This window comes from Dinoroseobacter sp. S375 (assembly GCF_049800775.1).
Classification (GTDB): domain Bacteria; phylum Pseudomonadota; class Alphaproteobacteria; order Rhodobacterales; family Rhodobacteraceae; genus Dinoroseobacter.
Map to the genome: position 1 here is coordinate 66,771 of NZ_JBNAFR010000004.1, position 20,787 is coordinate 87,557.

At 64.1% G+C, this 20,787-nt stretch carries 20 protein-coding genes; 3 read left to right on the top strand and 17 right to left on the bottom strand.

Translation table 11 applies throughout. The annotated features are described in order from the left end of the window. Positions 1 to 24 precede the first annotated feature (24 nt). Both ACP150_RS10855 and ACP150_RS10860 read left to right on the top strand, forming a co-directional pair. Positions 25 to 1,632, top strand: coding sequence for a peptide chain release factor 3 (locus ACP150_RS10855; protein ID WP_424966957.1), 1,608 nt, complete (start codon positions 25 to 27; stop codon positions 1,630 to 1,632). 22 nt (positions 1,633 to 1,654) lie between these two features. Further along, the gene (locus ACP150_RS10860) at positions 1,655 to 2,239 is read left to right on the top strand and encodes an exopolysaccharide biosynthesis protein (RefSeq protein WP_424966649.1); all 585 of its coding nucleotides are present in this window, start codon (positions 1,655 to 1,657) and stop codon (positions 2,237 to 2,239) included. Positions 2,240 to 2,245: 6 nt separating this feature from the next. Here the strand turns inward: ACP150_RS10860 and ACP150_RS10865 are convergent, their stop codons facing one another. Then, positions 2,246 to 3,571: an esterase-like activity of phytase family protein gene (locus tag ACP150_RS10865; RefSeq protein WP_424966650.1), complete on the bottom strand. Its 1,326-nt coding sequence runs from the start codon at positions 3,569 to 3,571 to the stop codon at positions 2,246 to 2,248. 221 nt (positions 3,572 to 3,792) lie between these two features. Between ACP150_RS10865 and ACP150_RS10870 the strand changes: the two genes are divergently transcribed. Next, on the top strand, positions 3,793 to 5,265 hold the full coding sequence (locus ACP150_RS10870; RefSeq protein WP_424966651.1) for a DEAD/DEAH box helicase: 1,473 nt from the start codon (positions 3,793 to 3,795) through the stop codon (positions 5,263 to 5,265). Positions 5,266 to 5,462: 197 nt separating this feature from the next. On the opposite strand, the gene ACP150_RS10875 is transcribed toward ACP150_RS10870, so the two are convergent. The 16 genes from ACP150_RS10875 to ACP150_RS10950 all read right to left on the bottom strand — a co-directional run bounded on the left by ACP150_RS10875 (position 5,463) and on the right by ACP150_RS10950 (position 20,763). Continuing rightward, a complete protein-coding gene (locus tag ACP150_RS10875; protein WP_424966652.1) occupies positions 5,463 to 7,133 on the bottom strand; it encodes a ribonuclease J in 1,671 nt (556 codons plus the stop codon). Further along, the gene (locus ACP150_RS10880) at positions 7,133 to 7,903 is read right to left on the bottom strand and encodes a type III pantothenate kinase (RefSeq protein WP_424966653.1); all 771 of its coding nucleotides are present in this window, start codon (positions 7,901 to 7,903) and stop codon (positions 7,133 to 7,135) included. The genes ACP150_RS10875 and ACP150_RS10880 overlap by 1 nt, the downstream gene beginning before the upstream one ends. A gap of 16 nt (positions 7,904 to 7,919) precedes the next feature. Then, positions 7,920 to 8,675: a biotin--[acetyl-CoA-carboxylase] ligase gene (locus tag ACP150_RS10885; protein ID WP_424966654.1), complete on the bottom strand. Its 756-nt coding sequence runs from the start codon at positions 8,673 to 8,675 to the stop codon at positions 7,920 to 7,922. Further along, positions 8,665 to 10,104 carry an NADH-quinone oxidoreductase subunit NuoN gene (nuoN, locus tag ACP150_RS10890; protein WP_424966655.1) on the bottom strand — a complete coding sequence of 480 codons (1,440 nt, stop codon included), beginning with the start codon at positions 10,102 to 10,104 and terminating at the stop codon, positions 8,665 to 8,667. Before nuoN ends, ACP150_RS10885 begins: the two co-directional genes overlap by 11 nt. An 11-nt stretch (positions 10,105 to 10,115) precedes the next feature. After that, positions 10,116 to 11,666 carry an NADH-quinone oxidoreductase subunit M gene (locus ACP150_RS10895; protein WP_424966656.1) on the bottom strand — a complete coding sequence of 517 codons (1,551 nt, stop codon included), beginning with the start codon at positions 11,664 to 11,666 and terminating at the stop codon, positions 10,116 to 10,118. Beyond that, positions 11,666 to 13,759, bottom strand: a complete 2,094-nt coding sequence (nuoL, locus tag ACP150_RS10900) for an NADH-quinone oxidoreductase subunit L (RefSeq protein ID WP_424966657.1) — start codon at positions 13,757 to 13,759, stop codon at positions 11,666 to 11,668. The genes ACP150_RS10895 and nuoL overlap by 1 nt, the downstream gene beginning before the upstream one ends. 4 nt (positions 13,760 to 13,763) lie before the next feature. Beyond that, positions 13,764 to 14,069 (bottom strand): NADH-quinone oxidoreductase subunit NuoK, encoded by a 306-nt coding sequence (gene nuoK / locus ACP150_RS10905; RefSeq protein ID WP_012177998.1) that lies wholly within the window; start codon positions 14,067 to 14,069, stop codon positions 13,764 to 13,766. Between the two features lie 82 nt (positions 14,070 to 14,151). After that, on the bottom strand, positions 14,152 to 14,628 hold the full coding sequence (locus tag ACP150_RS10910; protein ID WP_424966658.1) for a hypothetical protein: 477 nt from the start codon (positions 14,626 to 14,628) through the stop codon (positions 14,152 to 14,154). A 114-nt stretch (positions 14,629 to 14,742) separates the two neighbouring features. Continuing rightward, entirely contained in the window at positions 14,743 to 15,357 is a 615-nt protein-coding gene (locus ACP150_RS10915) for an NADH-quinone oxidoreductase subunit J (RefSeq protein WP_424966659.1), read from the bottom strand. Further along, complete coding sequence (locus ACP150_RS10920; RefSeq protein ID WP_424966660.1) at positions 15,354 to 15,764, bottom strand: carboxymuconolactone decarboxylase family protein; 411 nt, start codon at positions 15,762 to 15,764, stop codon at positions 15,354 to 15,356. The genes ACP150_RS10915 and ACP150_RS10920 overlap by 4 nt, the downstream gene beginning before the upstream one ends. Next, positions 15,761 to 16,255, bottom strand: coding sequence for an NADH-quinone oxidoreductase subunit NuoI (gene nuoI / locus ACP150_RS10925; protein ID WP_424966661.1), 495 nt, complete (start codon positions 16,253 to 16,255; stop codon positions 15,761 to 15,763). The genes ACP150_RS10920 and nuoI overlap by 4 nt, the downstream gene beginning before the upstream one ends. A gap of 2 nt (positions 16,256 to 16,257) precedes the next feature. Next, positions 16,258 to 17,295, bottom strand: a complete 1,038-nt coding sequence (gene nuoH, locus ACP150_RS10930) for an NADH-quinone oxidoreductase subunit NuoH (protein WP_424966662.1) — start codon at positions 17,293 to 17,295, stop codon at positions 16,258 to 16,260. A gap of 272 nt (positions 17,296 to 17,567) precedes the next feature. Beyond that, positions 17,568 to 19,586, bottom strand: coding sequence for an NADH-quinone oxidoreductase subunit NuoG (gene nuoG, locus ACP150_RS10935; protein ID WP_424966663.1), 2,019 nt, complete (start codon positions 19,584 to 19,586; stop codon positions 17,568 to 17,570). 3 nt (positions 19,587 to 19,589) lie between these two features. Continuing rightward, complete coding sequence (locus ACP150_RS10940; protein WP_424966664.1) at positions 19,590 to 20,093, bottom strand: DUF3291 domain-containing protein; 504 nt, start codon at positions 20,091 to 20,093, stop codon at positions 19,590 to 19,592. Further along, a complete protein-coding gene (locus tag ACP150_RS10945) occupies positions 20,090 to 20,461 on the bottom strand; it encodes a DUF5333 family protein (protein ID WP_424966665.1) in 372 nt (123 codons plus the stop codon). Before ACP150_RS10945 ends, ACP150_RS10940 begins: the two co-directional genes overlap by 4 nt. 26 nt (positions 20,462 to 20,487) lie before the next feature. Next, the gene (locus ACP150_RS10950) at positions 20,488 to 20,763 is read right to left on the bottom strand and encodes a hypothetical protein (protein ID WP_424966666.1); all 276 of its coding nucleotides are present in this window, start codon (positions 20,761 to 20,763) and stop codon (positions 20,488 to 20,490) included. Positions 20,764 to 20,787 lie beyond the last annotated feature (24 nt).

Genomic DNA, 20,787 nt, shown 5'->3' on the forward strand with positions numbered 1-20,787 from the left:
CGGGCGGCTCGCTATATCCGCCCCATGCTCGACCGCACCCATAACGCCCCCGACCTGCCGCCCGAGATCGGGCGCCGCCGCACCTTTGCGATCATCTCGCACCCGGATGCGGGCAAGACCACGCTGACGGAGAAGTTCCTCCTTTATGGGGGCGCGATCCAGATGGCCGGACAGGTCCGCGCCAAGGGCGAGGCCCGGCGCACGCGCTCGGACTTCCTCGCCATGGAAAAAGACCGGGGCATCTCGGTCTCGGCCTCGGCGATGTCTTTTGATTACAAGGACTTCCGGTTCAATCTGGTGGACACGCCGGGCCACTCGGATTTCTCCGAAGACACCTATCGCACCCTGACGGCGGTGGACGCCGCCGTGATGGTGATCGATGGCGCCAAGGGCGTCGAGAGCCAGACCCAGAAGCTGTTCGAGGTCTGCCGGTTGCGGGACCTGCCGATCCTGACCTTCTGTAACAAGATGGACCGGGAGAGCCGGGACGTGTTCGACATCATCGACGAGATTCAAGAAAACCTCGCGATTGACGTCACCCCGGCCAGCTGGCCCATCGGGATGGGCCGCGAGTTTCTCGGCTGTTATGACCTTATCAATGACCGGTTGGAGCTGATGGACCGGGCCGACCGCAACAAGGTCGCCGAAAGCATCGAGATCAACGGGCTGGACGACCCGAAACTCGCCGAAAACGTGCCGCCCGAACTGCTCGAGAAGTTCCTCGAAGAGGTCGAGATGGCGCGCGAGCTGCTGCCGCCGCTGGATGCGCAGGCGCTGCGCGACGGGACGCTGACGCCGATCTGGTTCGGCTCGGCGATTAACTCTTTCGGCGTCAAGGAGCTGATGGACGGGATCGGCGAGTACGGTCCCGAGCCGCAGATCCAGCCCGCCGAGCCCCGGCAGGTCAGCCCGGACGAAAAGAAAGTCACGGGCTTTGTCTTCAAGGTGCAGGCAAATATGGATCCCAAGCACCGGGACCGGGTGGCCTTCGTCCGCATGGTCTCGGGGCATTTCAAGCGGGGCATGAAGCTGACCCATGTGCGCTCGAAAAAGCCCATGGCGATCTCGAACCCGGTGCTGTTTCTCGCCTCGGACCGCGAGCTCGCCGAAGAGGCCTGGGCGGGCGATATCATCGGCATCCCGAACCACGGCCAGTTGCGGATCGGCGATGCCCTGACCGAGGGCGAGGCGATCCGGATCACCGGCATCCCCTCCTTCGCGCCAGAGCTGTTGCAGACCGCGCGCGCGGGCGATCCGCTCAAGGCCAAGCATCTGGAAAAGGCGCTCATGCAGTTTGCCGAGGAAGGTGCTGCCAAGGTGTTCAAGCCCGCCATCGGCTCGGGCTTCATCGTGGGCGTGGTGGGACAGTTGCAGTTCGAAGTCCTCGCCAGCCGGATCGAGCTGGAATACGGCCTGCCCGTGCGGTTCGAGCCGTCGCAATTCACCTCGGCCCGCTGGATCAATGGCGACAAGGATGCGGTGGACAAGGTGCAGGCCGCCAACACCCAGCATATCGCCTTCGACCATGACGGCGACCCGGTCTTTCTGACGCGTTTGCAATGGGATATCGACCGGATCGAACGCGACTACCCGGACCTGACCCTGACGGCGACCAAGGAAATGATGGTGTGATCCCGGCGGGCGGGCCGCCGAGATGAGCGACCGCCCGGCGCAGGACGCGCCCTTCCTGAGCCTGCTCGACGCGCTTGAACATGCGCTCGGGCAGGAGGCTCCGACGGTCGGGACCATCGTCGATGTCCTAGGCGTGCGCGGTCACGGACCGATCATCGCGCTACTTGCGACACTCATGATCCTGCCCTTGGGGATGATCCCGTTCTTGCCTGCCGTCGCCGGGGTCGCGCTGGCCCTGTCGGGCTTTGCGCTGGCCATCGGGGACGCGCGCGTCTCTCTGCCCGGCTGGTTGCGACGGGTGCGCCTGCCTCCTGGTCCTGTCCTCAAGGCCCTGCCCGCCCTGCGGCGCGCGGCTGACCGTCTGTCCCGGATCATCCGGCCCCGGGGGCTGTGGATCCTCGAGATTTGGTTAGTGGAATTTGCCATCGCGCTCTGTCTGGCGCTGGTCGGCGGGGTCATCATCGTCTTTGGCGCGATCCCGGGGCTGCCGTTCGTGCTCTGCCTGCCCGTTCTGTTGCTCGGGCTGGGGATGACCGCCGGGGATGGCTGGGTCACGGCCCTTGCGGTGGCCGCGATCCTTGGGACCGCGGCCAGCGTGATCTGGTAGCGGGACCTAGCGCGCCGAGAGCAGTTCAGGCACGTGCAGGCGGATGATCTCGTTGCTGTCGGCCACGCCGAGCTTGCGCCCCGCCGAGAAGGGCAAGTTGTTGTCGTTGGAGACAAGGATGTGCTCGTCGCCGTCGCGGATCACGCTCTCGATGGTCACGAAGGGGAAGGCAAACCGGCCCTCTGGGATGTCGCCATCGGTCTCGAGCCGCGCCAACTCATCCGGATCCGCGATGTCCATCAGGTCGATCTGGGCAATCCGGGCGACGAAGCCGTCATCGCCAATCTCGGACGTGTCGATCAGCGTGATGCGCTTGACCCCGGCCGGGCGGGCGAAACAGCCCTCGCTCTGCCCCTCGGCGCAAGCCAAGCTCGGATGCCCCTGCCCGCCATCGCGCTCGATCACCAGCGCGCGGGTCTCGTCGATGAAGTTGAAATCCCCAATCGCGACGGCCCCTTCGGTCAGGGCAAACTTGAAGCTCCGCCCGGTCCAGTCGCGGGCCTCGGGATCGAAGGCCAGCACCCGGAGGAAATCCCCCTCGCTCTCGCCGGTCTCGGCCAGAAGCGGCTTCTCCAGCATGCCCCAGAGCGTGCCGTCGGGCGCAAGCGCCAGCCCTTCGTAACCGCCCGAGCGCGGCAGGGTCCAATCGACCCCCGCCTGCGCCGGAATGCGCAGAGCCGGATGATCCGGAGAGCGGACCTCCTGCCCCTCCAGCATCGTCGGGAACACGCCGGTCACGACGCCGTCCAGGGTCGCCTCGAGCAGATAGGGCCCGAACTCCTCGCCGATATAGACCCGGTCGCCGACGACCTGCATCCCTTCGAGGTCGAAATCCGCGCCGGTCAGATAGCGTTCCTCGGTCGCCTCATGGATGATCCGGACCGGCACGCGGCCCTCAGGGTCGCGCAGCCAGACGCGCTCCAACAGGGCGATCTCGCCGCTTTCGAAATCCGGGGCGATGCGGGTAAAGGACAGCAGGATGTCCGCGCTGTTGGCCTTGGACCCATAGCCATTGTCGATCAGCGCATAGAGGCTGCCATCCTCGGCGCGGGTCTGGGCATAGCCCGAGAATCCCTGCACCGGCTGGCCGAAAAAGGGCCGTGCCAGCCCGTTGCGCGGCGCGAGGCTTTGCGGCGCGCGCACCGGCGTGGCACCGGCCGTATAGCGCCCCGAGATCCAAGTCTCGGCCGGGGCATCCGCAGGTGGCGCGGAAAAGGTGAAGGCCGGCAGAACCGCATGTCCGGCAAGGGTTGCGCCCACCATGTCCTGCGCAACGGCAGGCGTGGCCGCGATCAGGGCGGCAAAGGCGGCTGAGGTCGTGAAGCGTGTCATTCTCGTGTCTCCCTATGGCGAGATGACGGCACCCTGCCGGCGCTCTGCGACACTCCCTTGTCGTTCCGGTAACACTTGCACGACACCCTGCGGCAGCGCAGCATTTGACCCCCCCGCCGAATTGAGCTATGTCCCCGTCATCCTTGTGGATAACCGCCCGCGGACGCTCAGAGATTGCGTCCTCACCCCCTACGGTCCGATGCCGTAAACCATGGACGCACATGACGAAATTTTCTGACCTGGACCTCGATCCTAAGGTACTCAAAGCCATATCCGAAGCCGGGTACGACACCCCGACCCCGATCCAGGCCGAGGCGATCCCGCCCGCGCTGGTGGGCCGTGACGTTCTGGGAATTGCCCAGACCGGGACCGGCAAGACGGCGAGCTTCACGCTGCCGATGATCACCATGCTGCGTAAGGGCCGGGCCCGGGCGCGCATGCCGCGCAGCCTCGTGCTGGCCCCGACCCGGGAGCTGGCCGCGCAGGTGGCCGAGAATTTCGACATCTATGCCAAGCATACCAAGCTGACCAAGGCGCTGCTGATCGGGGGGGTCTCCTTCAAGGAGCAGGACCTGCTGATCGACAAGGGCGTGGACGTCCTGATCGCGACGCCCGGGCGGCTGCTCGACCATTTCGAGCGCGGCAAGCTGATCCTCACGGATGTGAAGGTCATGGTTGTCGATGAGGCGGACCGGATGCTCGACATGGGCTTTATCCCCGATATCGAGAAAATCTTTCAGCTCACCCCGTTCACCCGGCAGACCCTGTTCTTCTCCGCCACCATGGCGCCCGAGATCGAGCGGATCACCAACACCTTCCTCAGCAACCCGGCCCGGGTCGAGGTGGCGCGGCAATCCACGACCTCGGACACGATCACCCAGGGGCTCGTGCAGTTCAAACCGTCGCGCCGCGACCGGGCCACGGCCTTCAAGGAAAAGCGCGACATGCTGCGGGCGCTGATCGAGCGCGAGGGCGAAGAGTGCCGGAACGCGATCATCTTCTGCAATCGCAAGATGGATGTGGATGTGGTCGCCAAGTCGCTGATCAAGCATGGCTATAACGCCGCGCCGATCCATGGCGATCTGGAACAGAGCCAGCGGATGCGGACCCTGGACGGGTTCCGCGATGGCTCCCTGCGTTTCCTGGTGGCCTCGGATGTGGCCGCACGCGGGCTCGACATTCCCAATGTGAGCCACGTGTTCAACTTCGACGTGCCCAGCCATTCCGAAGATTACGTGCACCGGATCGGGCGCACGGGCCGCGCGGGCCGCAAGGGCACGGCCCTGATGCTGGCAGTGCCGGCGGATGACAAGTTGCTGACGGCGATCGAGGATCTGGTGAAGCTGGAAATCCCGCGGGTTGAAGCCCCCGAGATCGAGCGCCGCGAACCGACGAGCCGTCGCCGCTCGAGTGACAGCGAAAGCGCGAATACCGACGAGGCGCCCAAGCGTCCCCGCCGCTCGCGCAGCCGGGCCAAGCCCGCGCCGGAGGTGGTCGAGACCGCCGTCGCAGAGGAAGTCGAAATCATCGAACCGCCCATCCCGGACGCGGTTCTGCCGGCGGCCAAACCCGCCGACGCGCCCCGCCGTGGCCGCAAGGGCCGTGGGCGCGACACAGGCCCGGGCCAGGTGGGCATGGGCGATCACGTTCCGGATTTCCTGCTCCGCAGTTTCAGCGAACGCAGCGGCAGTTGATCAAAGGGCTCCTTCGGGAGCCCTTTTTTGATCCCGCATGACCGGTGCGCGCGCGGATCGCGGCGCGCGGTTTTTCTTCATGTTGGTTGGGTTACGCTGCGCCAGTCACGCGGAGTTTCATGCCAGTGTCGGCTTGGTCTGGCGCGGGGCGCGCGCAGGCGCCGGGAGATCCCCGTCACCTGCGCCACGCAACCGGATTACTCCGCCATCAGGCGCGAGATGAGAACGCTCACCTCTGGCCGACGGCCCAGCTCGGTCTGGCAAATCTGCCGGACCGCACGGGTGACCGCCTCTTCGAGTTTGCCGTCATCATCGAGGGTCTTGCGGTTGGCGCGGATCAGGGTTTGCCCGACCTCGTATTCGACAAGCTCCTGCATATCCGCCTTACTCGCCCCGACCTCGGGCAAGCCGCGCAGTTCGGCCCAGGCATCCTCGATCGGGTCATCGCCCTCATCGATGATGATCGCCACGACCACATGCCCGTTGAGCGCGAGCTTGATCCGGTCGCGCACCACGCCGTCAAACGCCCCGACCAGCACCGACCCGTCGAGATAGGTCCGGCCCGTATCGACATACTCCGTCACGCCGGGCTTGTTGCCGCTCAGCACGACCATCGAGCCGTTGGGCGCTAGGATCCCCGTGCGGCCATTGCCCTCGGCCAGACGCGCATGGGCGCGCAGGTGCCGATGCTCGCCATGCATGGGCACGACCAGTTTCGGGTTCACGATGCGGTGCAGCTCCAACAGGTCGGGCCGGTTCGCATGGCCCGAGACGTGGTAGCGCCCGCCCTCGTCATCGACAAGATCCACACCCTTCTCGCTGAGCGCGTTCATGATCCGCGCCACGCCCTTTTCATTGCCCGGGATCGTCTTGGACGAGAATACGAAGAGATCCCCCTCGGCCAGCTCAAAGCCCAGATACTTGCCACGCGCCAGCTGGGCCGAGGCCGCACGCCGCTCCCCCTGGCTGCCGGTGACGATCAGCATCAGGTTCTCGCGCGGGATCTCGGAGGCCGCCTCGGGCGCGACTGTGGGCGGGAAATCGGTGAGCACACCGCTCTCGACCCCGGCGGTGACCATGCGCTTCATGGCCCGGCCCAGCAGAACCACCGAGCGGCCCGCATCGCGCCCGGCCTCGGCCAGGGATTGCAGACGCGCGATATTGGACGCGAAAGTCGTTGCCACGACCATGCCCCCGGCCTCGGCGACAAGCGGCTTGAGCTCGGGCGCCACATCCGCTTCGGAGCGGCCCGGCTTGGGCGAGAAGACATTCGTGCTGTCGCAGATCAGCGCCAGCACCCCATCCTTGGAGACATCGCCCCAGAGCTCCGGGTCAAAGGCCTCGCCGACAATCGGCGTCGGGTCGAGCTTGAAATCGCCCGTATGGATCACGCGGCCCGCCGGGCTGTCGATCACGAGGCCCGCCGCCTCGGGGATCGAGTGCGACACGGGCAGATAGGACACCTTGAAGGGTCCGGCCTCGACCACCTCCGGATAGGCGCCGACGATCTTGACGAGCTCGGGGTCGAGCCCTTTCTCGTCCATCTTGCGCTGCGCAATCGCGCCGGTGAAGGGACGCGCATAGACCGGCGCCTTGAGCTTGGGATGCAACAGGCCAAGGCCGCCCACATGGTCTTCATGGGCGTGGGTGATGAAGATCGCTTCGAGCTGATCGGCCCGCTCGGCCAGCCAGGACACATCCGCCGTGATCAGATCCACGCCGGGCGTGCTGTCCATATCCGGGAACGCGACGCCAATATCCACCAGGATCAGCCGCTCGCGCCCCGCTTCACCATACCCATACACATAGGCATTCATCCCGATCTCACCCGCGCCACCGAGGGGGAGATAGATCAATCGCTCTGCCATTACGCCTCTCTATTGTGGGCGTTGATCGTGACGAGCCCTTGCATCGTCAGATCATCCACCCACGCATCAAACAAATCTGCGCCCTGCGCAAAGAGCGGGGCGAGCCCGCCGGTCGAGATGACCCGCATCGGACGATCCCGCTCGGCCCGGATCTGCGCACAGATCTCGCGAACCAACCCCACATAGCCCCAGAACACACCCGATTGCATACATGCAACCGTATTCGTGCCAATCACGCTCTCGGGCTTGGAGACATCCACATGGGGCAGCGCCGCCGCCGCATTATGCAGCGCTTCGAGGCTCAGATTGACCCCGGGCGCGATCACCCCGCCGATATAGGCGCCATCTTTGGCCACCACGTCAAAGGTCGTGGCCGTGCCGAAATCCACCACGATCAGGTCGCCGCCGAACTGCGTGTAGCCCGCCACGGTGTTGACCAGCCGGTCCGGCCCCACCTGCGTGCCCTCATCGACGCGCACATCCACCGGCAAGGTGCAGCCGGCCTTGCCCACCACCAGCGGGCGGCAGTTGAAATAGCGATCACACAGGACCCGCAGGTTGAACACCACCCGTGGCACGGTTGACGAGATGATCACCTCGGTGATCTCCACCTCAAGCTTTTGCATCTGCATCAGGCTGGAGAGCCAGACGTAATACTGATCGGCGGTGCGCTGGTGTTCAGTGGCCGTCCGCCAGACCGCGATGAACTCGGTGCCGTCATGGATGGCAAACACCGTGTTGGTATTGCCGCAATCGATTGCCAGAAGCATGGGCTGCCCCCTTGTCTCAGAAATAGACATCCGCCGCTGGCAGGTGCAGCGGGCCGGAGCCTGTGGTCAGGATCAAGGCGCCATCGGGGCCGATCCCTTCGAATGTGCCGTGATACTCATCCGTCAGCGTGCGCGCGCGGATCGGCGCGCCGAGATGGGCCGCCGAGGCAAGCCAGGCGGTGCGGATGGGTGCGAAACCATGGGTGGTGAAGCTTGCCTCGCGCGTGGCGTAACAGGCGGCGAGCAGGTCGAGGAACTCTTCGGGGGCGATGCGGACACCGGTTTCGCCGGCGACCGAAACCGGGGCGAGCGCGCCCGGCTCCACATCCCCGGGCGGCGGGGCTTCGGCCAGGTTGACGCCGATCCCGATGACGAGGGTCAGCGCCCCGACCTGCCCCGTCGTCTCGAGCAGGATACCGGCGAGTTTGCCACCATTCAGCAGCACGTCATTGGGCCATTTCAGGGCAAAGGCCTCGGGCCGTCCGGTGGCCAGCACCAGCGCGTCGCGCAGGGCCAGCGCCGTCACGAAGGACCGCAGGGCGACCTGATCGGGGCTCTCGATCGGGCGCATCACCAGCGTGCCGGCAAAATTGCCTTCGGGATTGGCCCAGGCCCGGCCGCGCCGCCCGCGTGCCGCTGTCTGACGCTTGGCGAGGATCCAGGTCGGACCAGTGATCTCCGAAGCGATCCGCATCGCTTCGGCGTTTGTGCTGTCGACCTCCTCGAGGACGCGCTTGGCGACCCCGTGCGGCCAGCTCAGGTCAGCGGACAAGCGATTCCGCTGCCGCCAGCGCCATGCCTTCGACCCCGAAGAAGTTCACGATGCCCGCAAGCATGATGATCGCCGAGGCCATCAGGAACCCGTATTGCACCATGGGCATCCCGCCCTCCAGCGCGTCGGTCTCCTTGCCGAAATACATGAAGTAGACGATCCGCAGGTAGTAGAACGCCCCGATCACCGAGGCGATCACACCGGCAATGGCCAGCCATGTCAGGCCCCCATCCACAGCCGCGAGCAGCACGGTATACTTGCCGAAAAAGCCCAGCAACGGCGGGATCCCCGCGAGGCTGAACATCAGCAGCAGGAGCGCCATCGCCTTGGTCGGCTCCTGGCTGGCGAACTGGTTTAGAGAGGCAATGGAAGTGACCGCGACGCCGTCTTTCTCCATGGACAGGATGAAGGCGAAGGTGCCGATATTCATGGTCACGTAGATCGCCATGTAGATCAGCATCGCCTGCACGCCCTCGACGGTACCCGCCGCGAGCCCCATCAGCGCAAAGCCCATATGGGCGATCGAGGAATAGGCCATCAGGCGCTTGATATCCGTTTGTCCGATCGCGGCAATCGCGCCGAGGAACATGGAGATCACCGCGAGGAAGGCCACGATCTGCTGCCAGTCGCCCACATAGCCGCCAAAGGCGTCATGCACGACTCGCGCAAAGAGCGCCATGGCCGCAACTTTGGGCGCAGTGGCAAAGAGCGCGGTGATCGGTGTGGGCGAGCCCTCATAGACGTCTGGGGTCCACATGTGGAACGGCGCGGCAGAGACCTTGAAGGCGAGACCCGCCGTCAGGAAGACGAGGCCAAAGAGCAGCCCGAGAGAGATCCCGTCCTCGCCCGCCGTGGCGATGATGCCAGAGAAGAGCGTCGTGCCCGCATAGCCGTAAGTCAGGCTCGCCCCATAGAGCAGCATCCCCGAGCTGAGCGCGCCCAGCACGAAGTACTTCAGACCCGCCTCGGTGGAGCGCGTGTCGTCGCGATGCAGCGAGGCCACCACATAGAGCGAGAGCGATTGCAGCTCGAGCCCCATATAGAGCGCCATCAGATCGCCCGCCGAGACCATCATCATCATCCCGATGACCGACAGGGCAATCAGGATCGGATACTCGAACTTGAGGATTCCGAGCTTGGTCATGTGGTCCTGGCTCATGAGCAGAATGGCCGCGGCCGAGAGCAGGATCGTCACCTTGGCAAAGCGCGCAAAGCTGTCATCCACGAACATGCCGCCAAAGGCCGTCCGGTCCCCCGCCCCCGAGAGCGCGATCCAGAAGGCAAGTGCGACGAAGACCGCCGAGGTGAGCCAGGTCAGGAAGGGTGCCGTGCGGTCCTTGCCCGTGTAGACGCCGAACATCAGCGCCCCCATGGCGAAGATCGCCAGGGCAATTTCCGGCATGACGACCGAGATATCTTGGGAAATCATGGCTCAGATCCTCAATGTGCAGCACTGCCCGCGACCATGGTGGCCGGCTCGAACGCCTCCACCTGCGCGGTGTATTGGGTCAGCATCCCCTCGACGGAGGGGCCGATGATGTCGGTGACCAGGCTCGGATAGACCCCCAGCAGGATCGTCATCACGATCAGCGGAGCAAAGATCGCCCGCTCCCGCAGGGTCATGTCGGAGATCGTTTTGAGGCTCTCCTTGATCAGGTCGCCAAAGACCACCCGACGGTAGAGCCACAGGGCATAGCCCGCCGACAGGATCACGCCCGAGGTCGCCACGAAGGCCACCCAGGTGTTGACCTGGAACACGCCAACCAGGGTCAGGAATTCACCCACGAAGCCCGAGGTGCCCGGAAGGCCCACATTGGCCATGGTGAAGAGCATGAAGACCAGCGCATAGGCGGGCATCCGGTTCACGAGGCCGCCATAGGCGTCGATCTCGCGGGTGTGCATCCGGTCATAGATCACGCCGACACAGAGAAAGAGCGCGCCGGAGATAAAGCCGTGGCTGATCATCTGGAAGATCGCGCCATCCACGCCCTGCTGGTTCGCCGCGAAGATCCCCATAGTCACGAAACCCATATGGGCGACCGAGGAATAGGCGATCAGCTTTTTCATGTCCGACTGCACCAGCGCCACGAGCGAGGTGTAGACAATCGCGATGGCCGACATCCAAAGCACCAGCGGCCCCATGATGTCCGAGCCGACCGGGAACATCGGCAGCGAGAAGCGCAGGAAGCCGTAGCCCCCCATCTTCAGCAGGATCGCCGCCAGCACCACGGAGCCCGCGGTCGGGGCCTGCACGTGGGCATCCGGCAGCCAGGTATGGACCGGCCACATGGGCATCTTCACCGCGAAGCTCGCAAAGAAGGCCAGCCAGAGCAGCACCTGCATCCCGCCGATGACATGGACGCCCAGCACGTCGATCGTCCCGGTCGAGAACTGGTGGTTCAGCAGGGTGGGAATATCCGTCGTACCGGCATCCACATACATCGCAATCATCGCGACCAGCATCAGCACCGAGCCGAGCAGCGTGTAGAGGAAGAACTTGAAGCTGGCATAGATCCGGTTCGCCCCGCCCCAGATGCCGATGATCAGGAACATCGGGATCAGGCCCGCCTCGAAGAAGAGGTAAAAGAGCACCATGTCCAGCGCGCAGAACACGCCGATCATCAGCGTCTCGAGCACGAGGAAGGCGATCATGTATTCCTTCACCCGCGTCTCGACGGTCCAGCAGGACGCGATGGTGATCGGCATCAGGAAGGTGGTGAGCATCACGAAAAGGATCGAGATCCCGTCGACGCCCATCTTGTAGGTCAGGCCGAGCACCCAGGGACGCTCTTCGACGAATTGGAAACCGGTGTTCTGGGGATCGAACCCGGCCAGCAGGAAGAGCGACAGCACGAAGGTCGCCGAGGTCGCGATCAGCGCGAGCCACTTGGCGTTGCGCTGTGCGGCGGCGTCATTGCCGCGCAGGAAGACCGCAAGGATCAGGGCCGCGACCGCCGGAATGAAGGTGATGATGGAAAGGAGGTTGTCCATTACTCTGCTCCGCCCCCGATCATCATCCAGGTGACCAGGATCGTGATGCCCAGCACCATGGCGAAGGCATAGTGAAAGAGGTAGCCCGACTGCGCCCGGCCCGCGAGCCGCGTGATGAAGGGAATGATCCCCATCGCCAGCCCGTTGATCCCACCATCGATGGTGGCCCCATCGCCCTTGGTCCAAAGGAACCGGCCGATGGCCTTGGCGGGTTTCACGAAGACCGCGTCATAGATCTCGTCGAAATACCACTTGTTGTAGATGAAGTTGTAGACCGGCCAGAGCGCCTCCGCGAAGGTCTTGGGCAGGCTCGGCTTGTGGATGTAGAACAGGAAGCTCAACCCGAGACCGATCAGCATGGCCACGAAGGGGCTCAGCTTGACCCATTTCGGCACCTCATGGGCATCGGCCATGACCGTGTTCTCGGGGCCCATATAGAGCGCGCCCTCACCCGGCTGGCCCGCAAACACATAGTGATGCTCGCCATGGCCGTGGTCCTCGGCATGGTCTTCGCCGTGGCTGTCCCCATGACCCTCTTCGCTCTGCTCCTCGGCGTAAGGCACGCCGTAGAACTTGCCGACCTGATCCGTGTGGCCAAAGAAGCTGCCATACCAGATCGCCCCGGCAAACACCGCCCCGAGGGCCAGAACGCCCAGCGGGATCAGCATGACCTTGGGGCTCTCATGGGCATGCTCGTGGGTGTGCTTGTCCCCGCGCGGCGTGCCGTAGAAGGTCAGGAAGATCAGACGCCAGCTGTAGAAACTGGTCATGAGGGCCGCGATCACCAGCATCCAGAAGGCGTACATATGCGCTGGGTTGGTGCCCGCAAACGCGCTCTCGATCACGGCATCTTTGGAGGCAAAGCCCGCGAACCCGATCCAGCCCGTGAGCGGAATGCCGACGCCGGTGATCGCCAGCGTGCCGATCATCATCGCCGCGAAGGTATAGGGGATCTTCTTACGCAGACCGCCATAGTTCCGCATGTCCTGCTCGTGGTGCATGGCATGGATCACCGAGCCCGCGCCGAGGAAGAGCATCGCCTTGAAGAACGCGTGGGTGAACAGGTGGAACATCGCCACCGAATAGGCCCCCACACCGGCCGCCACGAACATGTAGCCCAGCTGCGAACAGGTCGAATAGGCGATCACGCGCTTGATGTCGTTCTGCACGAGGCCCACGGTCGCCGCGAAAAAGGCGGTGGTGGCGCCGATGAAGGTGACGAAGGTCATGGCCTGGGGCGCGAATTCCATCACCGGCGACATGCGGCAGACCAGGAAGACGCCCGCGGTCACCATTGTCGCCGCGTGGATCAGAGCCGACACGGGCGTCGGGCCTTCCATCGCGTCCGGCAGCCAGGTGTGCAGGAAGAGCTGAGCCGATTTCCCCATGGCCCCGACAAACAGCAGGAAGGCCAGCAGGTTCGCCGCGTTCCACTCGGTCCACAGGAAGTGGATCTGCGTCTCGGCCAGTTCCGGCGCGGCGGCAAAGATATCCGAGAAGTTCACGCTGTCGGTCAGGTAGAACAACCCGAAGATGCCAAGCGCGAAGCCAAAATCCCCGACCCGGTTGACGATGAAGGCCTTCATCGCCGCGGCCCCGGCCGAAGGCTTGCGCCAGTAGAACCCGATCAGGAGGTAAGAGGCGACGCCCACGCCCTCCCATCCGAAGAACATCTGCACCAGGTTGTCGGAGGTCACGAGCATCAGCATCGCGAAGGTGAAGAAGCTCAGATAGGCGAAGAAACGCGGCTTATAGGTCTCGCCCTCGCGCCATTGCGGGTCGTGATCCATGTAGCCGAAGGAATAGAGATGCACGAGCGCTGAGACCGTGTTGACCACAATCAGCATGATCGCCGTCAGCCGGTCGAGCCGGATGGACCAATCCGCAGCCAACGAGCCACTGTCGATCCAGCGCAGGATCTGCACCTGTTCGGTCGTGCCGTCAAAGGTGAGAAAGACGACCCAGCTCAGCAGCGCCGAGAGAAAGACGAAGCCGGTCGAGACCATCATCGCCGGTTTCTCGCCGATGAACTTCCAGCCGAACCCGCAGATCAGCGCGCCGACCAGAGGGGCAAAGAGGATAATCGTTTCCATGTGCTCAGCCCTTCATGTTCGAAACGTCTTCGACCGCGATCGTTCCGCGGTTGCGGAAGAAGCAGACGAGGATGGCGAGGCCGATCGCGGCCTCCGCAGCGGCAACGGTCAGCACGAACAGGGTGAAGACCTGCCCCACCAGATCCCCGAGAAAGGCCGAGAAGGCCACGAGGTTGATGTTCACCGCCAGAAGCATGAGTTCGATCGACATCAGGATGACGATGACGTTCTTGCGGTTCAGGAAAATGCCGAAAATGCCGATGACGAACAGCGCTGCGGCCACCGTCAGGTAATGCTCAAGTCCGATCATATCTTCTCTCCCGTCCCGCGGACATGCGGTGCCCCGGTCCGATGGCGCGCCGGGCGCGCCGTTTGCATCCAAATTCTGTCGCTCATTGCGCGCCCTCCGAAAACGGCGCCCAGCCGGACCGGGCCTGCGGGTAGGCCGCTGCGCAGGCGCAGGGCTCGTCGCTCAGGGTCTCGATCCGGGTATCTCGTCCGGTGTGGCGCAGCGCGCCTGCGAGCCGGTCCAGATCGAAGAAGATCGGGTCGCGGCGTGTATGGGTGTCGAGCACGCGGGTCACGGCCGGGGTCCGGTCAAAGGGCGCGCGGGCGCTCATGCTTTCCTCGGCTGCGCGGGTCACCAGGGACCGGCCGGTGTCGCATTCGGCGACGACGTAATCCGAGAAGGTCCCTTCCTGGGACCACCAGATCCGGTACATCACCCGGCCCGCGCCCAGATCCCGGTGCCCGTCCTCGCCCCCATGGGAGATATGCGTTGTCCGGGTGCACGCGGCCAGATCGAGCGCGTTCGCCATGGGAACGCTGGCTCCGAACAGGGCCATGGCGGCCCCGGCTTGGCGCAGCATCTGGTGTCCTTCGACCATTCTGTCCCTCGGTCGTTGCTCTCTGGGCCGGTTCGGCCCCGTTCGTCTCGCGCGCCGCCCCGGTTGGCCGGGATCAGCGCAAGTCCTTTGGGCGGGTTAGAGCCCCTGCCCCGGCTTCACATCCTTGAGCTCCATCGCCTTGGCCGGATCGCGGTGCATCTGGGCAATCACGTTCTGGCGCTTGACGTCCACCCGGTGGCGCAGGGTCAGCACGATCGCCCCCACCATCGCCACCAGCAGGATCAGACCCGAAGCCTGAAAGAGAAGGATGTAATCGTCATAGATCAGCTGACCGAGGGCGGCGGTATTCTGCACCTCGTTGAGGTCCGGCGCCACAGCGCCCCGCTGGGCCAGCGCCTCGGGCGAGAAGGTCCAGTTTCCGAAGACCATGACCAACTGCATGAGCAGGATGATCCCGATCAAGGCCGCCATGGGAATGTAATTGGCCATCTCGGCCTTGAGCTCGGCGAAGTCCACGTCGAGCATCATCACGACAAAGAGGAACAGCACCGCGACTGCGCCCACATAGACAATGATCAACAGCATCGCGACAAATTCCGCGCCCAGAAGCACGAACAGCCCTGCGGAAGACAGGAAGGCGAGGATCAGCCAGAGCACCGAATGCACCGGGTTGCGCGCGAGCGTCACAAGAAGCCCGGCGGTCACAACGGTCAGCGCAAAGAGATAAAAGGTGATATCCGCGATGGTCATTCCTGCTCCTCCTCGCTGGTCTCGTCCAGAACCTCGGTCGCAAGCTCCATGGCCTTGGTCATGGCGGGAATGCCGCTGAACATGGCCATCTGGCCAATGGTCTCGGCGATCTCCTGCTTGGTGGCGCCCGCCTCGACGGCATGGCGCACGGTCATGCGGATCTGTGCCTCGGCCTGCGCGCCATGGACGGTCAGCCCGCCCAGGGTCAGCAGCAGACGGGTCTTGCTGTCGAGCCCACCAGGATTGAAGGTCTGGCCCATCATGGCTTCCATGACCTCGGCCGGCACGGTCGGCCAGAGCTTTTCGAACCCTTTGGGGGTGAAGCTTTCGAGGGCCGGGTTCATGGCCTTGGCCCAGGCCTGGGACTGTTCCATGAGCGCCGCGAATGGATTTGAACTATCGGTCATCGGTAGGGCGCATCCATTTCTAGGTTACGGGCGATCTCGGCTTCCCACCGGGCGCCGTTCTCCAGCAGCTTGTCCTTGTCGTAGAACAGCTCTTCGCGGGTCTCGGTGGCGAATTCGAAATTCGGGCCCTCGACAATCGCATCCACCGGGCAGGCTTCCTGACAGAAGCCGCAATAGATGCACTTGGTCATGTCGATGTCGTAGCGGGTCGTGCGGCGGGATCCGTCATCGCGTGGCTCGGCATCGATGGTGATCGCCTGGGCCGGGCAGATCGCCTCGCACAGTTTGCAGGCAATGCAGCGCTCTTCCCCGTTCGGATAGCGGCGCAGGGCATGCTCGCCGCGGAACCGCGGGCTGAGCGGGCCTTTTTCATGCGGATAGGCAAGCGTCGCCTTGGGTTTGAAGAAGTACTTAAACCCGAGCTTGAAGCCCGCGAAAATGTCCATCAGCAGGAAGTACTTGGCCGCGCGGGTGTAGTCCATCTGCGCCATGGTCAGCCTCCGATTGCCCAGCGGGCATAGGCCCCGCCGAAGAGTTCAAACTGTGCCGCGAAGGCCACGAACACGACCCATGCGAGGGAGAAAGGCAGGAAGACCTTCCAGCCCAGCCGCATCAGCTGGTCGTAGCGGTAGCGCGGGACGATGGCCTTCACCATCGCGAAGAGGAAGAAGAAGATCGCCATCTTGCCCACCATCCAGATCGGACCGTCCGGCAGGAACGGGATCGGGGACAGCCAGCCGCCGAAGAAGAGCAGCGTCATCAGCGCGCACATCAGGAAGATCGCAATGTACTCGCCCGCCATGAAGAGCAGGAAGGGCGTCGAGGAATATTCCACCTGATAGCCGGCCACGAGCTCGGATTCCGCTTCGGGAAGGTCAAAGGGCGGGCGGTTGGTTTCGGCCAGCGCCGAGATGAAGAACAGGAAGACCATCGGCAGATGCGGCAGCCAGTACCAGCTGAAGAACCCGAAGGAGCCATCCTGCGCCGCGACGATATCGCCGAAATTCAGCGACCCGGTCGAGAGGATCACGCCGATGATGATCAGGCCGATCGACACCTCGTACGAGATCATCTGCGCCGCCGAGCGCAGGGAGCCGAGGAACGGGTATTTCGAGTTCGACGCCCAGCCGCCCATGATCACGCCGTACACCTCAAGCGAGGAGACGGCGAAGACATAGAGGATCGCGACGTTGATATCCGCCAGCACCCAACCGTCGTTGAACGGGATCACCGCCCATGCGATCATCGCCAGCACGAAGGAGGTCATCGGCGCCAGCATGAAGACCGGCTTGTCGGCCCCCGCGGGCACGACCACTTCCTTGACCACGTATTTCAGCGCATCCGCCACGGTCTGCAACAGGCCGAAAGCGCCGACCACGTTCGGGCCCTTGCGCATCTGGACAGCCGCCCAGATCTTGCGGTCGCCATAGACGAGGAACAGCAGCGAGACCATCACAAAGCCCAGCACAGCAAGGCATTGTGCAATTATGAGCACGGCAATGCCCGGTCCAGTGGAAAAGAAATCAGCCATGTTTCCTCACATCGCCCTTTTGGTCCGGACGGGGTTCGGGGCCCCGCCTGATCCCCTTCATTGCGTCGGATCAGGACGGTCGAACCGGCCAAAATCCCTCGTTGCGGTGCAGCGTCGGTATACGGGTGTAAACCGTATCCCGCCTGCCTTGACCATCCCTCAGACCCGGGTTGTGCGGACTTGTCGCGCACTTTTCCGCCGAGATGGTTTGCCCTGTGATCACAAAGGATCCCGGGGGCCTGCGTGGCCGGGTCCGAGCCCGGCCAACGCCCTTATTCTGCGGCCATCGGGGCCTCGGCGCGGGCCTTGGCCATGGCCGTCAATTCGCCCATCAGGGCGCTGGCGCGCGCAATCGGGTTCGTCAGATAGAAATCGCGGATCACGTTGCGGAACTCGGCCTTGCCGAGCGTGCCCGTGGGCAGAGCCTGCCAGGTGTTTTCCGGCACTTCGTCGATCTGCGCCAAGTGGGGCACATCAGCGATCAGTGCCTTGCGCAGTTGCGCCAGGCTGTCGAAGGGCAAGGTCGCGCCCAGCTCCGCCGACAGTGCGCGCAGGATCGCCCAGTTCTCTTTCGCGTCACCCGGTGCGAAATTCGCGCGCAGGGCCAGTTGCGGACGGCCCTCTGTGTTCACGAAGAGCCCCTGCTCCTCGGTATAGGCGGCGCCGGGCAGAATGAGATCCGCGCGATGCGCGCCCCGATCGCCATGGCTGCCCTGATAGATCACGAAAGCACCCGGTGCGATTTCCACCTCATCGGCCCCGAGATTGTAGATCACCTCGGCCTCGGACACGGCCTCCATACCCCGGTCATTGGCGCAGCCCGCATCCAGCGCGCCCACCCGACCGGCCGCCGTGTGCAGAACGAGCAGCTTGGAATTTGATGCCTCGGCGAAGGCCATGGCGTGACCGAGAACTGCGGCCCCATCGGCCTCGTTCAGGGCGCCTTGCCCGATGATGACGATGGAGTCCTTCTCGCGGGTGTCCTCGGAAACCCCCTTCTCCAGAGCGGCGGAAAGCGTCGCGCGATCCGTGCCCATATGGACGTAATCATACGTCAGATCAACGGCTTCGCCGATCAGGCCCACATCGGCCCCGGCTGCCCAGGCCTTGCGGATCCGTGCGTTTAGCACCGGCGCTTCGAGCCGCGGATTGGTGCCCACGAGCAGGATCATCTCTGCCGTGTCGATATCTTCGATGGTGGCGGTCCCGGCATAGGCCGCACGATTATCCGCCGGCAGCTTGGCGCCATCGGTCCGGCACTCGACCACGCCGCCCTGCCCCTCGACCAGTTGCTTGAGCGCGTAGGCCGCCTCAACCGAGACGAGATCGCCGACGATCCCCGCAACCTTTTTGCCCTTCATGGCCGCCGCTGCCGCCGAGAGCGCCTCGGGCCAGCTCGCCCGGCGCAGCTTGCCATTCTCGCGGATATAGGGCGTATCAAGCCGCTGCCGACGCAGGCCATCCCAGATGAAACGCGTCTTGTCGGAGATCCACTCCTCATTCACGCCGTCATGGTTGCGCGGCATGATCCGCATCACTTCGCGGCCCTTGGTGTCCACGCGGATGTTCGAGCCAAGCGCGTCCATCACGTCGATGGTCTCGGTCTTGGTCAGCTCCCACGGGCGGGCGGTGAAGGCATAGGGCTTGGAAGTCAGCGCGCCCACCGGGCACAAGTCGATGATATTGCCCTGCAAATTGCTGTCGAGCGTCTGGTTGAGATAGCTGGTAATCTCGGCATCTTCGCCCCGGCCGATCTGGCCCATCTGGGTGATGCCCGCGACCTCGGTCGTGAAACGCACGCAGCGCGTGCAGGAGATGCAGCGCGTCATCGCGGTGCCCACGAGCGGGCCGAGATCCAGATCATCGACCGCGCGCTTGGCCTCGCGGAAGCGGCTGAAATCCACACCGTAAGCCATCGCCTGATCCTGCAGGTCGCATTCGCCGCCCTGATCGCAGATCGGGCAATCCAGCGGGTGGTTGATGAGCAGGAACTCCATCACCCCCTCGCGGGCCTTCTTGACCATGGGGGAGTTCGTCTTGACCACCGGCGGCTGACCCTCGGGCCCCGGGCGCAGGTCCTTGACCTGCATCGCACAGGAGGCCGCGGGTTTGGGCGGGCCGCCGACAACTTCGACAAGGCACATCCGGCAGTTGCCGGCGATGGTCAGGCGCTCGTGATAGCAAAAGCGCGGGATCTCGATCCCCGCTTCCTCGCAGGCCTGGATCAGGGTCATCGCCCCGTCCACTTCAATCTCAATCCCGTCGATCTCGATCTTGCGCAGGTCAGACATGGGTTACTCCGCCGCTACGGGCGCGCAAGCATGGGTCTGCCACATGCGCGCCTCTTTCAGATAAGACCAGCCAAAGGCGTGGTCGCTGTCTCCATGGGTCTTGAGATGGTCGAGCCGCGCCAGAGCCTCATCCAGGCTCGGGCGGTGACCTTCTGGGACCCACCACATTGCGAAATGCATCTCACCGAGGGTTTCGAACCACTCGGCGCGCTTTTCGTAGAATTGCTTGTGGATCGTGCCCCAGACAAAGCGTTCGAGGCTTTCCACATCCTCCCAGACGGTCAGGTTGGACACGAAACGCGGATCGCCATCGATCTTGGCTTCGGTGTTGCCCGTGCCCGGCTCGCCCGAGCCTTCCATCATCCAGACAAAGCCCGGCATCCGCTTGCCCAACCCGTTCACCCGGTCGAGATTGGCCATGAACTCGGCCACACGCGGATCATCCGTGTCGGTCCTGAGCCGACCGACATTGACCTGCGCCAGGTGATATCCGGCGGGCGCGGTCATTCGGACAGCGCCTTTTCATCGATCAGAAGCATCCCGATCAGGGTGTCTTCGCCGATCTCGGTCCGACCCGCTGCACAGACCTCCGCCTGCGAGGCCCCTTCGATCGGATACTGGGTCAGGAAATCCTGCTGCATGCTGGTAAAGATCGGGGTCGGATCGATCATCTGGTCAAAGGGTTCATCCGTGTCGAACCCATCCTCGCCCAGCCGCGCCTCGAGAATTTCGAGCTGGCTTTGAACGGCAAAGAAGTTCAGGCCCAACGCGCCACACCCCTGGGCCAGAGCCTCGGCCATGGTCACGGCAAAGACCGTATTGGTGTAATAGCTCGGCGCCGGACGCAGCGTTTCCGCGACTGCAGGGCCCGCCATCAAAGCCGATATCAGACCGACACGGATCACGGTCCGGAGCTTTTCGACAGAGGAATGCGGAACTCCTTGACGGCCTGTCGAACCGCCGGGTTGGAGACCATGGCCGCGCAGAGGATCAGAGCGGAGAGCCCCCAGAACACCTTCCAGTGCCACGGTTTCGGGTGTTTCAGGTCCCGCTGCCGGTCCGGAGCCAGTTCCGTTCCGCATTGCGCGCAGGTCATCACGCCGAACCCGGGTGTGTTCCGCGCGCCGCACAGATGGCAAAGCCCGCCATTCGGGTCGAGGCCACCGAGCCCATACATGTTGAATGACGGAACACATCCGCG

Coding starts and splice junctions, on each gene's coding strand:
- ACP150_RS10855 (WP_424966957.1), top strand. CDS start 25: ATGCTCGACCGCACCCATAACGCCCCCGACCTGCCGCCCGAGATCGGG.
- ACP150_RS10860 (WP_424966649.1), top strand. CDS start 1,655: ATGAGCGACCGCCCGGCGCAGGACGCGCCCTTCCTGAGCCTGCTCGAC.
- ACP150_RS10865 (WP_424966650.1), bottom strand. CDS start 3,571: ATGACACGCTTCACGACCTCAGCCGCCTTTGCCGCCCTGATCGCGGCC.
- ACP150_RS10870 (WP_424966651.1), top strand. CDS start 3,793: ATGACGAAATTTTCTGACCTGGACCTCGATCCTAAGGTACTCAAAGCC.
- ACP150_RS10875 (WP_424966652.1), bottom strand. CDS start 7,133: ATGGCAGAGCGATTGATCTATCTCCCCCTCGGTGGCGCGGGTGAGATC.
- ACP150_RS10880 (WP_424966653.1), bottom strand. CDS start 7,903: ATGCTTCTGGCAATCGATTGCGGCAATACCAACACGGTGTTTGCCATC.
- nuoN (WP_424966655.1), bottom strand. CDS start 10,104: ATGATTTCCCAAGATATCTCGGTCGTCATGCCGGAAATTGCCCTGGCG.
- ACP150_RS10895 (WP_424966656.1), bottom strand. CDS start 11,666: ATGGACAACCTCCTTTCCATCATCACCTTCATTCCGGCGGTCGCGGCC.
- nuoL (WP_424966657.1), bottom strand. CDS start 13,759: ATGGAAACGATTATCCTCTTTGCCCCTCTGGTCGGCGCGCTGATCTGC.
- nuoK (WP_012177998.1), bottom strand. CDS start 14,069: ATGATCGGACTTGAGCATTACCTGACGGTGGCCGCAGCGCTGTTCGTC.
- ACP150_RS10910 (WP_424966658.1), bottom strand. CDS start 14,628: ATGCTGCGCCAAGCCGGGGCCGCCATGGCCCTGTTCGGAGCCAGCGTT.
- ACP150_RS10915 (WP_424966659.1), bottom strand. CDS start 15,357: ATGACCATCGCGGATATCACCTTTTATCTCTTTGCGCTGACCGTTGTG.
- ACP150_RS10920 (WP_424966660.1), bottom strand. CDS start 15,764: ATGACCGATAGTTCAAATCCATTCGCGGCGCTCATGGAACAGTCCCAG.
- nuoI (WP_424966661.1), bottom strand. CDS start 16,255: ATGGCGCAGATGGACTACACCCGCGCGGCCAAGTACTTCCTGCTGATG.
- nuoH (WP_424966662.1), bottom strand. CDS start 17,295: ATGGCTGATTTCTTTTCCACTGGACCGGGCATTGCCGTGCTCATAATT.
- nuoG (WP_424966663.1), bottom strand. CDS start 19,586: ATGTCTGACCTGCGCAAGATCGAGATCGACGGGATTGAGATTGAAGTG.
- ACP150_RS10940 (WP_424966664.1), bottom strand. CDS start 20,093: ATGACCGCGCCCGCCGGATATCACCTGGCGCAGGTCAATGTCGGTCGG.
- ACP150_RS10945 (WP_424966665.1), bottom strand. CDS start 20,461: ATGGCGGGCCCTGCAGTCGCGGAAACGCTGCGTCCGGCGCCGAGCTAT.
- ACP150_RS10950 (WP_424966666.1), bottom strand. CDS start 20,763: ATGTATGGGCTCGGTGGCCTCGACCCGAATGGCGGGCTTTGCCATCTG.